We start from the raw sequence: 15,118 nt of genomic DNA on the forward strand, positions 1-15,118 counted from the left end.
GTTCTTCTTTATTTGTCGTAAACCAAGGAAATATCGTCAATAGTTAACACACTACCTACATACGCATCATCAAAAGACATTTCAGACAAGGCACTTCCATTCTGAATATAAAATGTCTGAGTTATCTTCTGATATGGCATATTAGCTCCTGCATTTATTGTAGAACTAAAGATCACATAAATATATTTACATTTTGAATACAATGTTTCATCCACATAATCCAAATCCACAACAGCCTCAGTCCAATCTCCTTTCGCTTCCGAAGAGGTATAATCTTTCTGAATAATTACATTCTTACCTTCGTCTAATAACTCAATATGCGCTTGCCACGTGTCAGAAGTATATGGAGCATACTTGTACCAGAACTTCAAAGCAGTAGGACGATTATAGAACGAAGCATCTTTTATACGCTCATACGTATCTTTGCTACCATCAGCATCTCCCAATACTCCACTGGTTCCCATCGTTACATTTGTGGTACCTGTAAACAATTCACCAGCCACCTTATTATAATCTTTAGCATCAACCCCAGTCGTATTTCCACGTCCATTAGCAGTACTTCTAATTTCAGCAGCTAAATTTCCAGAATGCGCATTTGGAGTATACGAAACAGAATGGAAACCATTATAATGGGCCATTGTTGATATGCCCAAAAATGATGAATTGTGTCTATGTCTTGTCGTAAACAGGTTACTTGTATCCCAATGACAATCTGTTTTTTCTTTCCAAGGATTAAAAGAATAGTAATCATTCTTATAATTATCATCCGTCCATTCTTCCATTCCCGAATTCGGCAATTGCAACGGTGTTTCCAGCGTAGCTTCCGCCTCAGCAGAAGCAATCACCCCACGATACAGCGCACGCACTTTATATACTTTGTTTGAGATGTCTTCTGCACGCTGTGTAAACTGCTGAATGCGTCCTTTGGCAGCTTCACGAGTAGTACAATCAATCCACTTCGATCCGTCATAATACTGATAAACCAGATTCGCTTTTATTGTTTCCGGATCTCCAGCTGTTACATTTACTTCGTCTATGGTAAACTCTCTCGACCAGCAATTCCTTTCATCCACAGCAATACTGAACTCCGGCTTGTTGCATTTCAAGGTGTATACCCTGTTAACGGCCTCATCCTCACTAGCCCAGCGATTATTGGCTTCCACATCCACCGTAATGGTAGAAGAAACCGTATTTCCCGCGTCTGTCATCAACTGAGGAATCAAAGACGTAAAATCAAGACTTCCCTCTGTCGCACCGATTTCCGGCAAAGTAATACCCAAAGCATTCTCCACAGCCGCCTTATCGTCTGCATTTGACAACAAATATTCCTTTTCAACCAATCCAGCAAATTTTTCATCTTTAGAATCAAATTTCAGTTTGATATCCTGCAGAGGAGAAGACAACATCAAATTAATAATCGCAGGTTTCTTTTCTGTTTCCACAAAAGAAAGTACATTGTTTTCAAAACCTTCCGATTCCAGTTTAGGCTTCGGCAAGAATTCCAAAGGCAAAGTTTCAGTCACAGAAACAGTAGAAACTTCCACCTTTTCCACCGAAATACCGGCACCCGATGAAGTTGTTCCATCCGTTCCCAGCATGATTTTCACATGTGTTTTTGCAGGGATATTGGTAAAGGGTTTCAAATCAGGATCTTCCGGAATGACAGGTTCAGCGATATCATACGATACTTCCTGACCTGTACCCAGCAAATGTCCATGAAAAACAAGCTTTACGGTAGAACCCGCCTGAAAATACGCACTCTCACCCGTAGAAGCCTCCACTTCTACCGACTGATCGCCGACAGAAACAGTCACCGCATAATCCTTATAGACTTTCTGCAGACTTTCCGTATTATAATTCACTGAGAGCAACGCATTTGCCACCGCACATGGAATCGTAGCCGAAGTCATCTGCCCCGTTATGACTTGCTGATTTTCCAGTGTACCCATATAATAAGGCTCATCCAATGCGATGACAGGATTGTCTCCATAAGTAGCCGTCAGATTGTATGTACCTTCTTTCACCAAGACCGATTCGGTACATTCTCCAGAATAGGCAACCTTACCAGTCGTAGCATCTGTCACACGCAACTGAAACATGGATGCCAACGGCTTTTCCAGTGCAGAAGGTGCCGTACGTGAATAAGCCTGGTCTGCTTCATCCGTCAAAGTAAGCTGGAAACCCGTCTGAGCAGAAGAACGCAAATCGTCTTCCTCCTGACATCCTCCCAACCATAAGCCCAACAGCACTAATAAAAGACTACTAAACCACTTCATATCTCTATCTGTTCCTTTACTCATAACTTAATTCAAATTCATCTACCCATAATGTACTACCGTCACCTACTTGACCGATGACCTTCTTTCCATTTTCATCAAACTCACCTCCATATTTGCTGGAAGTAGCCACAATTGTAATCTTCGCAGGCTTAGATATTGTATCCGTATAATTGATATCAAACTCAAACTTCTTGTATTCCGTCACTGTCTCAGTACCCGTAAACTCTCCATAAGCGATTTCCTGACCAGCTGCATTCCACAACCGCAAGTAAATTTGACATTGGTCATTCTTCAAGTTTCCCGGAACCGTCCCATTGTAAGTGATAGGCATGGACTTATACTTATAATATCCGCTTAACTTCGTAGGACGTGCACCCGAATACGGACGTCCAAAAGAAGGACTAGACTCGGGAGTCCCCATATTCGTCTTATAGGTACCAATAAAAAGATTACCGGCAGCAGCTCCTACCAAAAGGATATCACCATAGGTATATAATTTGGCTGAGGTTCCACGATACGCATCACTTCCTGTCACAGGCACCGTACTCGATTCCTTATAAATGGTCACCCCTTCGTTTCCTGTTGCCCAGTATGCTTGCGCATCATCCAAATTGTTGGCTACCGGATTCGGATACCAGGTTTTTCCGCTCTGGGTCCACGTATCAAAATTCATATTCGGAATCGTCACGATAGTTTCGGTCTGGAAAGAAAGTGCTTCTCCCGCACCTCCATCCGCCAGCGCACGCACTTCATAATTTGTTCCGCTTTTCAGTCCGGTCAAAGTAGCCGAATAAGAACGAGTACCAGTTGTCGTTATGGAAGCCGCATCCAAAGCAGTCCATTCTTCTTCTCCCTGCACACGATATTCTACCGCCAATTCGGTTCCGGCCCGGAAGCTGCCGCTGATATACGCCTTCGTGGCCCATGCATTCACGCTTTCCACCGAAGCAGGCACAGAAGACTTCTGCACATCCACTGTCCAGTCGCAAATGTAACGCCCGTTCCGATAGGCCTTAAACACACGAGGCCGTGTAAAATCGGTCACCGTTTCCGCAGCAGGTTCCAATACCGTCTTAGAACCTTCCAGATTCAATTTGTTGATTTTTATGTTTCTATAATCCGCCTCATCCGTCACATAAATAATCGCCACATGAGTTTCCAAATCCAGCAAAGGAGCCGTACCCGATTGATTTTCCACTTCAATGGTACGCTCAATCTCCTGTTTTACCGTAATTTTCCACCAATAATCCTGATACGTCTTCAGCAAGACACTTACCGGATTGGTAAAATTCACTGCCGTATTGGCATTGGCCGGTAACTCATCCAAAGAAGAAAAGCTGAAATCCGGAAAACCGGAAGGTTTGATACAAGCCGTCGAATCCGGATAAATCAATGCCTCCGCATTAGCCACCAATTTTGTAATTGGCAAACTGTCTATAAAAGCATCTTCACCTATAGTCAGTTCAATCGTATGTGTCTGATTATTGAACACGGCTTCTCCCTGCATCCCCTCCACCTGGATTTCCTGAATCACTCCTTCAATATACGGATAAGGGATGTCATTCTCAATACAAGAAGACAAGTTCAGTAACAAGAAAGATATAAAGCTATACTTCAAAGCTTTTACAAGCATAATCTGTCAATTTAAAAATAGGTACAAATTCCGATGTTAATCGAAAATATATTAATTTTAAAGTCCGCCGAACTCTGGCGATAGGAACCATGCTCCACCTGATTTGTAGTCTGTTCCGCCCATTTGAATTTCAATCCCACCACATTGATGGAAACTTCCACCGCCATGTTGTTGGTCACAAAAGCCGTCAAACCTGGAGCCGCACCAATCTGCAGGCTGTGCGTTGTCTGGTAAGTACCTGTCGCTTTCTCGTCTGAACCCGACAAAGTCTTTCCTTCCCCATAGCCATAAGTCAGCCGCAGTTCATTAAAGAATCCGAACACCTTGCTATTTCCCAGTCCCATATACGTCCGCAAGAAACCAGAAGCCGTATATTCATGTTCCAGATACTTATAGTCACTGATGTCAAACGACAAGTCATCCCCCAAATCCAAATTTATACTTCCCAAATCGGCATAAGTACGATTGTAATTCAGACGAAGGCCAGCCGCCATATTATCCCGAAAAAAATAGCCCGCATACGGACTCACTTTAAAGGTATATCCCTCTCCGTTTATATCGTCCAATATAAGAAACTTATAGTTATCTCCCGTCAATTCCATATAGGAGAAAGTCACACCTCCCATCCAGGAACCTTTGGGTACAAAAAGAGAAGGCTTTATATTACGATCATAACTTTTTCGTGCGTACACCGAAGTGACGCACAAAAAAGTTAAAAATAGAATCAAATATTTCTTCATGAAAAATATTAATAGTATGACAATTCAAAATCATCTACCCAAAGGGTACTGCCAACCGCCAGCTGTCCAATTACATTGATTCCGCTAAAGTATCCACCGTAACGACTGGAAGTTGCCACGATAGTAATCTTATCCGGACGCTTATTGGTGACTGTGTATTCAACTGGTATTTCAAAACGAGTATATTCAGAAACTGTCTGATTAGTAATAAAATGTCCTTCACCAATCGTTTCGTCTCCCGACCAAAGCATTACATAAATATCACATTCATCTGAGGTCAAAGTACGATCGGCAGGCACACTTCCACTAGACATCGTAGCTCCCGGCTGATACTTAAAGTATCCAGACAATTTCGTAGGACGGGCACCTGCATAAGGTCTACCAAATGTTACACTTGACGCAGGATCTGAAATATTGGTTTCATAACTTCCAATGAAAATATTTCCCGCAGCTTTTACCTTGACAATGAAAGCATTAACCTCTACGGTTTCCAATCGAGCTGCTAATCCTGTGTGAGAATCTGAAACTCCCGTACTATTTGAACTACCACCAATGGTAACTCCTTTATTACCCGTTGCCCAATAACTATTCGAAGCATCTGTATTTGGGAACCAATTTTTACCCTCCTGCGACCAATCTTCAAAGCCCAAATTAGGTATTGCTTCAAAAGCTTCTGTAGTAAAGCTACGAGTCTCACCCGTCTTATCCCCACACAAGATATAATATTCATATTCCGTATTGAAATCCAATGGGGATACTTTGGCTGAATAATTCTTTGTACCTTCTTCCTGAACAGCCTCTACCGTAATCCATTCCGAATCAGTTTTCTTTTTATAACGGAACTGTACCGGTGAGGTGATTTCTTCCAAATTACAAGCACCTGACAAATAAGCGAACTGGCCCCATACTTTAGATACATCCGATTTTATATCATCCGTTTTCAAATCCGGATTATCCTGCTTCGTGGGCACTTTTACTGTGACATCATATTGATGAATGGTCTGATCGACTGTAATATCAAATGAAGCATTACCTTCTTCTGTAATATCCAGGTTCACCTTATAATAATAAGCAGCTTCTGCGTTATCGGTTATTTCCTGAGAGAAAACTTTTCCACTTCCAAAATCAACCTTCAAAGTCAAAGCCTGTCCGGATTTCACGTATGCCGCACGAGTTTCGTCTTTTGCAAAAGAAATGCTCAATGCATCAGCCCCTTCAATGGAGCAAGCATAATCTGTAAATACATTCTTAAAGCTTTCTGAATAACTGACAGACACCATAGACTGAGCCAATTTGCAGGTCACTTCCACAGCTTTTGCCTTATTTGCTTCAATGGCCACTTCAGTCTGTCCTTCGTAATAAGGAGCTGCATCAAAACCTTGTGCCTCTTTATCTTTATCAGCCGAATAAGCTTTAATAGTATAAGTTGCTACAGGCAACAGCACATCATTTAATTCTTTCCAATCATCCGCATGTTTTACAACCGATGCCGATTCATCCAATACGTCCACAGCAATTGCTTCCGAACTTGTCACATCGGCACGAGTCGTCACACTCTTATTCACATCAACGGAAGATAACTGAAGATAGCCATATCCTTGGGCTTCTTCTATTTCTGACTGACAGGAAGAAACCAAACCCATCCCCAGAAACAATCCAATCATTATATTTGTTAATCTCATAACTTTTTACTCCCCTTATTTTGGATTTACAACAACTGTAATATCGCCGGCTTTTGTATTTACTCCATCATAAACTGATAAGTTAAACGTACTATTTCCAGAACTTACGACCTGTGGAATCAAAACTAATAAACCTCCCAGCTTAAATGTAAAGTCAGTACATGTACCTGCATGCAACTGGGTATATTCCTCGTCTGTAACAAGACCTAACCCTACAATCTTAGTTTTAAGGTCTTCATCCATATTACAAATATCAAATGTAGCAGGTAAATCAACCATAAACAGAAGACTGGCGATTTCTCCGGAAATAGTCACATTTAAATTTTTGATTCCTTTGGGAGCCAAGATACGCACATCCTGCAAGCCTGCAATATCAGAGTCTCCGTATGTACAAGTATAAGTGGCAGGTAATCCTTCAAAAGTAATGGACTCTTCTGGTGTTGGCGTAGGTTCAGGATCCTCACCGGGAGTCGGCACACTAGGACCGTCATAAATGATATTCCCTACCGGAATTTCGATGGTTTCTCCCACTTCTGTGAAGGTCAGATCCACAGTCAAGCCAATAGAAAGATAAGAATCTGTAGAACCTTCGTCTGTCAGATTAATCAAGAAAGAGTCACCGTCTGCCAAGTCTGCAATACCTCCTTCTGCGTCTTCAGGTTTCTGTACGGTGGCATTCAGTTCAATAAAGTTACCTTCTATGGAAGTAGCTTTAACTGAAACCGTCAAATGATTTTGCTGTTCAGGAGTCTGAAAATAATACTTTTTACCCAAGTTTTCTTTATCAAAGACTTGAGTAGCTCCATCCCCATTATCTACCGTAATCGCATAATCATCCTTGAAAGATTCTGTAAATGCACTTGTCACACCCAATTGAATTTCCACACATGAAAGTTTACAAGACAGATTCACATTGGTAGAAACTCCTTTTTTCACAGAGAAAGTTTGTTCTCCCTTGAAATACGGGCGCTCTGAAACCGTCACATTTTCACCCTCGTAATTATAAGCCTTCACTGAATAATTACCTTCAGTCAATGGAATTACCACCTTGCCTTCTTCATTCTTCAATTCGCTGACAAGTGCTTTTTCCACTTCTTCCTGTGTATCTGTATTGGTAACAACCAGCGTATAACCATCTACATTTACATCTTCCTCGTTGAAATTGCCAGTAGTTGTACCGCCATCTACAATTTCAGTGGCACGACTCATTTCGACCCCATTATAAACTGAAGACAAACTAAGCTCCAGCGTACCGGCATTCTCGCCTAATTCATTCTTGCCTAAGATTTCATCACGCATCTCACAAGATGAAAATCCTAACATAAGGCCCAAAAGCCAAATTAAACCTTTATATCTTTTCATATCTTTCGTCTTTTATTTTGAACTTGGAATATATTCGCCCGGGATAACCACTGTCACTTCTTGTTCTGTCACACCGTCATCTACCGTTACAGTCAGTCCAAACTTACCTCCTGCAATATCCGTACTATTCGGTTTAATAGTCAAAGTATAAGAGTAACACGGCTGCAAATTTATCTCTTTCATATCCTCAAAGCCTTCCACTGTTACAGGAGAACCACTTTTATCTGTCAAGGCAAACGACAAAGTAGCTTTCACACCTTCGTCGCCGGTCTTCAGATACAATTCCTGTCCTTCGTTCGATTTGTTCATCGTCCATGCCTTGTCCATGTAGTCAGTCTTGACAGAAACGGTGCAATCTCCAAAATAATCTTCAAAGGTATCGCTGTCATCGTTGCCTTTGTAAACCAGCTTCATTTTTGCATTTGCAGGCTTACAAGTCACATTCACTGTTTTTCTATCCCCCTGAGCCACAGTAAATGTCTGGCTGCCTTTCACATAGAGTTTATCGTAACCAGCCGGTACGTCTTCTCCATAATAAGCAACCAATGTGTAAGGAACTCCAAAATCAACCTTTTGGTCTACCTCCAAATCCCCATAAAGTTTGTCCGTATAAACAGCTTCTTCCCCTTTATACAGAGACACTTTGTAATTTTGTACATTCTGATAAGCGCTCTCATCAATTGAGCGGCTCTTGTAAGACAGGTTCGTTGACAAATCAATCATTACGCTGCCTTGTCCAGAAATACTCTCCTGTTCTTTCTCACTGCTGCAACTTCCCAAGAAAAGAAGTATCGCCAATGAAAAAAACGCCTTTAAATAGTTTCTCATCTTCATTTGATAATAAAATTTTTCTTTTTTCAGTGTGCAAAGTAACACCAATTCCAAAATCCTCACAAGGTCTTTTTTTTTTATTTTTGGCTGATTTTTAATAATACATTAGAAATAATCATCCCTTTTATCTGATAATTAGTATAAAAAACCATTTTATAAAGTAATTCAATGGTCTATTTTTAAAATTCCATCGAACCCCACTGGAGCATCCTATGAAAAAATTTATACCTTTGCAAATACAATACTAAACTGAAAACTATCAACCAAATGAATTCAAAGTACATTTTATCCGGATGCTTGTTAAGCCTCATCTTCAGTTCCTGCATTCAGGACGAGGCACCCAATGTAGAAGCAGCCATAGACGGCTGCGCCGGAGCACAGATTCAGTCTGCCACCATCGACCATTTAAGGAAAGAGGTGGAAGTCTATGTGTTGGACGGAACCGACATTTCCCAACAGGAACTGGTTTTCACCTTGCCTGAAGGCGCTTCCATCCAGGCGGAGGAAACAGAAACAAACGACCGCCCTCCTTTGTATGATTTCAGCCAGCACGCCTCCAGACATTTTGTGGTAACCTCCGAAGACGGAAATACACAGACCGAATACCTTATACGGATAAACAAGCTGGCCTTACCCACAAGTTACTCTTTCGAGGAACTGAAAACCGTCACTCCCTACCATGTCTTATATCTGACAAACGCATCGGGCATCATGCAATGGGCAAGCGGGAATCCCGGATACGACCTGAGCGGCATGGCCTTGAACGAAACGCAATACCCCACCGTACAGTCTCCCGAGGGCTATTCCGGAAAATGCGCCAAACTCACGACACTCAGTACCGGCAGTTTCGGTAAACCACTGGGGATGCCCATCGCCGCCGGAAATTTATTTATCGGTTCCTTTGACACCCAGAATGCCGTACTGGCTCCCTTGCAAGCCACTCACATGGGATTTCCTTTCACCAAACGCCCCTCCCGAATGACCGGCTGGTTCAAATACAAGGCGGGAGAAACCTTTACCGACAAGGCGGGCAACGCAGTGCCAGGGAAAAAGGACCGAGGCGACATCTATGCCGCACTCTATGAAGCTCCCAGCAGCGACTTCTCGCTCGACGGCAATCTTTTCCCGGACGGGACGGGAATCGATGAACACATCGTGCTTTTGGCCCGTATCCCGGAACAGGAAATGACAGAAACAAACGACTGGAAAAAGTTTGACCTGGAGTTTACTCCCCAAAACGGGAAGACTCTCAATGCCGAAGACCTGAAGAACGGAAAATACAAACTTGCCGTGGTGTTCTCTTCCAGCGTCATGGGAGCCTACTTCCAAGGGGCAGTCGGCAGCGAATTGTGGATAGATGAAGTGGAAATTATTTGTGAAAACTAACCGATAGAAAAAACATGAAAAAATATATACTACCCCTATTGGCCCTGTTCTTATGCGGCTTCACTCTGACGAGTCACGCACAGTCTGCCTCCCACAAAGGTCTGGCATGGCTGTCCTCACACGGACTGGACTATGAAATAAAGGCCGGAATTAATATAGGAGGAACTTCTCCCCTTCCTCTGCCCAAGGAAATCAGAAGCTTGGACAGCTATTCGCCCGGGTTGGCCATCACCTTGGAAGGAAATGCCACCAAATGGCTGGACGCAAAACAGAAGTGGGGCGTCAGCCTGGGGCTGCGGCTCGACAAAAAAGACATGGATACCAAAGCTACCGTAAAGAACTATGGCATGGAAATCTTCAGCGAAACCGGAGGGAAAATAAAAGGCCTCTGGACGGGAGGAGTAAAGACTACCGTGAAAATGTCTTACCTCACCATCCCGGTTCTGGCAAACTACCGTATCAGCAACCGCTGGAAAGTGATGGCGGGACCGTATTTCTCTTACATGATAAACGGAGAATTTTCCGGGAATGTATATGAAGGACATCTGCGTACACCCGATGCCAGCGGAAGCCGCGTTAATTTTGAAGGAGAGAACAAGGCTGCATACGATTTCTCGGACAACCTCCGCCGGTTTCAGTGGGGCCTGCAGGTAGGCGGAGAATGGAAAGCCTACAAACACCTGAACATCCATGCCGACCTGACCTGGGGACTGAACGACATTTTCCAGAAAGACTTCACCACGGTCTCTTTTGCCATGTATCCCATTTACCTGAACCTGGGATTCGGATATGAGTTCTGATTACACCTTATATAAAGGAAAGGGCTGAGACGCAAACCTCAGCCCTTTTCTTTATAGTAACCTCTACCTTATTATTATTCGAAGGTAATCTGCAAATCGTCCAGCAGCAATTTACTGTTGGGAGCGCCCTCATACACATCGCCGTTCTTACTGGAGGTGCAGATAAACGCTATTTTATATTTCTTATTGGCATCGTAAGATTTGCCGTTCACTTCCTCGAAGTTCAAGTCAAATTTCTTCCAGTCGGTCGCACCGCCATTCTCAATGCCCGCACGCATCACGATAGGCGCATCGGCCTGCTTGATGGTTTCCCCATCCAACACGAAGCTTTCACTTTCCGCCTCATACAACACCGCATAGATGTCACATTCATCCACTTTGTCGGCTACGGCATTCGCGTCTTTGTCATAATAGGTCTCACCCGGAGTGTACTTATACCATCCTGAGAATTTCAGGGGCTTTCCTTCATGCATCACGCCAAACTTGGTCGATTTCAAAGGTGCTGCCGCATTCAGTTCGAATGTACCCATAAACAAACTTCCTGCCGTAATGTTCGGTGCCATGGTGGCCATCAATGCCCCTACAAATCCGCCATAATTTTTCAGGTCTTGTTTGGCTTGCAGCAGACTGACGGTCTGCAGGCAGGCAGCTGTAGTGCCTTCCTTCACGTCTTTCGTTTCTTGAGTCACGCAGTAAGGAGGTACCACCACTTCCGGATGACTGGCAGCAACCCCTTCCAAAGAACTATACACAATAGCGCTTCCTCCGTTTGTCGAAGCATAAGGGCCTGCCGGGGTATAATAATGATAAGTGTCGTCGTAAGTCCAGTCTTCAAAATTCAAAGCCAGTACTTTCGAACTGATTGAAACCTTATAGGCAGCCACCGTACCGTCTTCAGCAGTTACAGTGTAAGTCACCACCTTGCCATTTGAGAAATCCTGTGCCTCTCCGCTGGCTGGAACCACCGTCGCTCCGGCCGAAACTTCAATGGTAGGTACCAGAGCCGTCAAATAGGCGGCCTTTGCCGTATCGGCAACCATAAAAGTAATGGTCTTTGCCTCTTCATTGATTGTCGTTTCGCCTACAACCAGAGAATCCACTGCGGCCACGGCCTTATCGAAGATAAAAGAAGTGATTTTGGCCTCACTGCTCTCGTTTCCCGTCAGGCGAGTACCTGAATAAGTCACTTTCACGGCCTGTTTGACTCCACCCGTCAGCGTGGCATCTATATCCAAATCCATATTCAGAGTTCCGTTGCTAATCACTCCGGTCGCATTTACGCCTGCCGTAAGCAGTTCGGCCTCAACCGTAGTCACTCCGGTAAACTCATATTTATCGCCATTGGCTGTCAACGCACAATCATTCAAGTTGATGTCTCCGATTTTTATTCCCATAAATGAGAAGTCCGTAATAGACAGACTAATCGTATTATTGCCGGCTTTGCTCACAGAAATAATTTGTGAGTTCACCGTTCCACCCGGAATATCTACACCGCCTTGCGAAATGGAAACATCTAGTTTTCCTTTATACTTACCTGCCAAATCGCTATCAATAGGAATCTCTATTGATTTGTCTTTACTACAAGAAGTAAACAAATTCACCACACACAAAAGGGCAAACATGTAAAAAAATAAGCTCTTTTTCATCTCTTGATTATGTTTTAAATTACAGTTGCAAAGGAAATCAATATGCATTGTTTCTGCAAGGTCGAATTATCTTATTTTTTGCCGATTTTTCAAATTGTCCCAAATCAATTCCTCAATAATTAACTTCTAGATGCATTTTTTCTCATTTCAAATAGTCTATTTTTAAAATATACTATTTTATCTTATTTCCTGTTTTTATATTTTTAAGTGTCAATCCATACAACCGTTTCAAATTTCCATTATCTTTGAAACCACTGAAACTGAAAAAGAAAACCAATATCTTAACTTTTATGAGACACAAAGCACTTGCACATTTCACAGGCATCTTTATTACTTTTTTGATTCTAAATGTATTCAACCTGCAGGCACAATATACCGTAAAAGGTACCCTCGTGGATTCGCTCACCCACGAAAGCGAGCCTTATGCCACCCTGCGCATTATGCTCGACAAATCGCCCGACAAACCGATCCGGCTGAACGTGACGGATACCCAAGGGAAGTTTCAGGAAAAACTGCCTCACACCGGCAATTACACACTGCAAATCACATCCGTAGGCAAGCGCACCGTTATCCGCCACTTTACCATCACGGAAAACAAGCGGGTGGCCGATTTGGGCACGCTCTACACCTGCGACGATACCCAGATGCTGAAAGGCGTGGAAGTGGTGGCACAAAAACCGCTCGTAAAAGCGGAAATCGACAAAATTTCCTACAGCATAGAAGATGACCCCGATTCCAAGACCAACACCACCCTCGAAATGTTGCGCAAGGTACCCCTTGTCACAGTCGACGGGGAGGATAACATCCAGGTCAACGGTTCCAGCAATTTCAAGGTGCATGTCAACGGAAAACCCAACACACTGATGAGCAACAACCCGAAAGAAGTGCTGCGAAGCCTGCCGGCCAATTCCGTCAAATCCATTGAAGTGATTACGGAACCGGGGGCCAAATACGATGCGGAAGGCATCGGAGGCATTCTGAACATTATCACCACCGATGCCAAGATGCAAGGCTACAACGTGACCCTCGGAGCCAATGCCAACAACATGGGCATTTCGGGATATGCGTATGGCACGGTGCAGGTAGGGAAATTCACCCTCACCGGAAACTATTCCTACAACTACCAGGACCAGCCGCGCAGCCTCTCGGAAAGCGGACGCGAGGATTTCACATCTACCGACTACCGCCACCTGTCTACCGGAGGCTCTTCCAAGAACAAGGGGAACTTCCAGTTTGGAAACATTGAAGGAAGCTATGAAATAGACACGCTGAACCTGATTACCTTCTCGGCCAACATTTTCGGAGGGAAGTTTGACACGCAAGGCGATTCGCATACGTCCATGAGCGACAACGAGTGGAACGAACGCTACAGCTATCTCACCCGCAACCAGTCGACCAACCAGTTCGGAAACATCGGCGTGAATGCCGACTACCAGCACTCCTTCAAGAAGAAAGGAGAATACCTCACCTTGTCCTATAAATTCAACAATTCCCCCAACAACAACGAGGCAGACACTTATTACGACGAGGTGAAAGACGTGCCTTTCAGTCTGCCACACCAATATTTCGACAACGAGGCCCACACGGCAGAGCATACCGCACAGATTGATTACGTCAATCCCTTTAACAGCGTTCACTACATGGATGCCGGAATGAAGTATATCTACCGCGAGAATTACAGTGACAGCCAGTACTTCCTGGAAAACGCCCAGGGCGAGATGGAGGCCAGCCAGGACCTTTCAAGCAAATACCAGCAGGGACAGCACATTCTTGCCGCCTACGCGGACTACCAGCTGAAGTGGAAAAAATTCGGGGCGAAAGCCGGTGTGCGCTATGAGCACACGTTCATGGACGTGGAATACGACTACATGCCCGAACGTAATTTCAAGGCCGGATTCGACGATGTGGTTCCCACCCTGAATCTCTCCTACATGCTGGGGATGAGCGCCACCCTCCGGGCCAACTACAACATGCGCATCAACCGTCCGGGTATATGGTACCTGAATCCTTTCCGCGACACCAGTAACCCCACGTCCGTCAGCTATGGAAACCCGGACCTGGACACCGAAAAAGCACATATCCTCGGAATGACGTTCAACACCTTCAGTGCCAAGTTCAGCCTGAATGCCAACCTTACCTATACGTTCATCAACAACGGTATCGAACGCTATTCCTTCATGAACAACGGGGTGCAGGAAAACACTTACGGCAATGTAGGAAAAAGCCAGCGCACACGCCTGGCCTTATGGATGAACTGGAACCCGGGCAGCACCACCCGCCTCTCGCTGAACGCCGGCGGCGACTATGCCGACTACCGGAGCAAGGAATTGAACTCATACAACAGCGGATTCTCCGGAAACCTGTTTGCCAACGTACAGCAGACCATCCCCTGGGAGCTACGCCTCAGCCTCTATGGCGGCGGAAGCACCCCGTACGTGTCGCTGCAAGGAAAAGGCTCTTCCTACTACTATTACGGCATCAACCTCAGCCGCTCCTTCCTGAAAGAAAAGCGGCTGAACATCTCGCTCTTTGCCAGCAGCATTTTCCAGAAATACAATTCCTACCGCAGCGAAACCGTGACCGATACCTTCCGCTCATGGTCGAACAGCAGTTATCCTTCCCGCAGATACGGCATCAGCATCAGCTGGCGGTTCGGTGAACTGAAGACACAGGTGAAAAAGACACAGCGAAGCATCACGAACGACGATTTGAAGGCAGGCGGCGACAACAAGACAGGCGGAACGATGCAGTAATTCCTG

Annotated in this window: 10 protein-coding genes; 3 read left to right on the forward strand and 7 right to left on the reverse strand. The window is 44.4% G+C overall.

Annotated features, from left to right (window positions below; translation table 11 throughout):
• Window positions 1-8: 8 nt before the first annotated feature.
• From BQ7480_RS13420 to BQ7480_RS13445, 6 genes are read right to left on the reverse strand one after another with little or no spacing between them, the layout of a single operon-like run.
• Window positions 9-2,276, reverse strand: a complete 2,268-nt coding sequence (locus BQ7480_RS13420) for a DUF4493 domain-containing protein (RefSeq protein ID WP_161946438.1) — start codon at window positions 2,274-2,276, stop codon at window positions 9-11.
• Between the two features lie 16 nt (window positions 2,277-2,292).
• A complete protein-coding gene (locus tag BQ7480_RS13425; protein WP_072543267.1) occupies window positions 2,293-3,912 on the reverse strand; it encodes a PCMD domain-containing protein in 1,620 nt (539 codons plus the stop codon).
• Between the two features lie 11 nt (window positions 3,913-3,923).
• A complete protein-coding gene (locus tag BQ7480_RS13430; RefSeq protein ID WP_072543268.1) occupies window positions 3,924-4,652 on the reverse strand; it encodes a hypothetical protein in 729 nt (242 codons plus the stop codon).
• Window positions 4,653-4,660: 8 nt separating this feature from the next.
• On the reverse strand, window positions 4,661-6,334 hold the full coding sequence (locus tag BQ7480_RS13435) for a DUF4493 domain-containing protein (protein ID WP_072543269.1): 1,674 nt from the start codon (window positions 6,332-6,334) through the stop codon (window positions 4,661-4,663).
• Window positions 6,335-6,349: 15 nt separating this feature from the next.
• Complete coding sequence (locus BQ7480_RS13440; protein WP_083581826.1) at window positions 6,350-7,696, reverse strand: DUF4493 domain-containing protein; 1,347 nt, start codon at window positions 7,694-7,696, stop codon at window positions 6,350-6,352.
• Window positions 7,697-7,708: 12 nt separating this feature from the next.
• Window positions 7,709-8,524 (reverse strand): DUF4493 domain-containing protein, encoded by an 816-nt coding sequence (locus tag BQ7480_RS13445; protein ID WP_210436335.1) that lies wholly within the window; start codon window positions 8,522-8,524, stop codon window positions 7,709-7,711.
• A gap of 270 nt (window positions 8,525-8,794) precedes the next feature.
• Here BQ7480_RS13445 and BQ7480_RS13450 point away from each other — a divergent pair, with 270 nt between their 5' ends.
• Window positions 8,795-9,913 (forward strand): PCMD domain-containing protein, encoded by a 1,119-nt coding sequence (locus BQ7480_RS13450; protein WP_072543272.1) that lies wholly within the window; start codon window positions 8,795-8,797, stop codon window positions 9,911-9,913.
• A gap of 14 nt (window positions 9,914-9,927) precedes the next feature.
• A complete protein-coding gene (locus BQ7480_RS13455; protein WP_072543273.1) occupies window positions 9,928-10,713 on the forward strand; it encodes a porin family protein in 786 nt (261 codons plus the stop codon).
• Window positions 10,714-10,787: 74 nt separating this feature from the next.
• Here the strand turns inward: BQ7480_RS13455 and BQ7480_RS13460 are convergent, their stop codons facing one another.
• A complete protein-coding gene (locus BQ7480_RS13460; RefSeq protein ID WP_072543274.1) occupies window positions 10,788-12,359 on the reverse strand; it encodes a PCMD domain-containing protein in 1,572 nt (523 codons plus the stop codon).
• A 290-nt stretch (window positions 12,360-12,649) separates the two neighbouring features.
• Here BQ7480_RS13460 and BQ7480_RS13465 point away from each other — a divergent pair, with 290 nt between their 5' ends.
• The gene (locus BQ7480_RS13465) at window positions 12,650-15,112 is read left to right on the forward strand and encodes a TonB-dependent receptor (protein WP_072544039.1); all 2,463 of its coding nucleotides are present in this window, start codon (window positions 12,650-12,652) and stop codon (window positions 15,110-15,112) included.
• Window positions 15,113-15,118: the final 6 nt, after the last annotated feature.

The organism is Bacteroides mediterraneensis (assembly GCF_900128455.1).
GTDB classification, from domain to species: Bacteria; Bacteroidota; Bacteroidia; order Bacteroidales; family Bacteroidaceae; genus Phocaeicola; species Phocaeicola mediterraneensis.

Coding starts and splice junctions, on each gene's coding strand:
- BQ7480_RS13425 (WP_072543267.1), bottom strand. CDS start 3,912: ATGCTTGTAAAAGCTTTGAAGTATAGCTTTATATCTTTCTTGTTACTG.
- BQ7480_RS13445 (WP_210436335.1), bottom strand. CDS start 8,524: ATGAGAAACTATTTAAAGGCGTTTTTTTCATTGGCGATACTTCTTTTC.
- BQ7480_RS13435 (WP_072543269.1), bottom strand. CDS start 6,334: ATGAGATTAACAAATATAATGATTGGATTGTTTCTGGGGATGGGTTTG.
- BQ7480_RS13420 (WP_161946438.1), bottom strand. CDS start 2,276: ATGAAGTGGTTTAGTAGTCTTTTATTAGTGCTGTTGGGCTTATGGTTG.
- BQ7480_RS13440 (WP_083581826.1), bottom strand. CDS start 7,696: ATGAAAAGATATAAAGGTTTAATTTGGCTTTTGGGCCTTATGTTAGGA.
- BQ7480_RS13450 (WP_072543272.1), top strand. CDS start 8,795: ATGAATTCAAAGTACATTTTATCCGGATGCTTGTTAAGCCTCATCTTC.
- BQ7480_RS13460 (WP_072543274.1), bottom strand. CDS start 12,359: ATGAAAAAGAGCTTATTTTTTTACATGTTTGCCCTTTTGTGTGTGGTG.
- BQ7480_RS13455 (WP_072543273.1), top strand. CDS start 9,928: ATGAAAAAATATATACTACCCCTATTGGCCCTGTTCTTATGCGGCTTC.
- BQ7480_RS13465 (WP_072544039.1), top strand. CDS start 12,650: ATGAGACACAAAGCACTTGCACATTTCACAGGCATCTTTATTACTTTT.
- BQ7480_RS13430 (WP_072543268.1), bottom strand. CDS start 4,652: ATGAAGAAATATTTGATTCTATTTTTAACTTTTTTGTGCGTCACTTCG.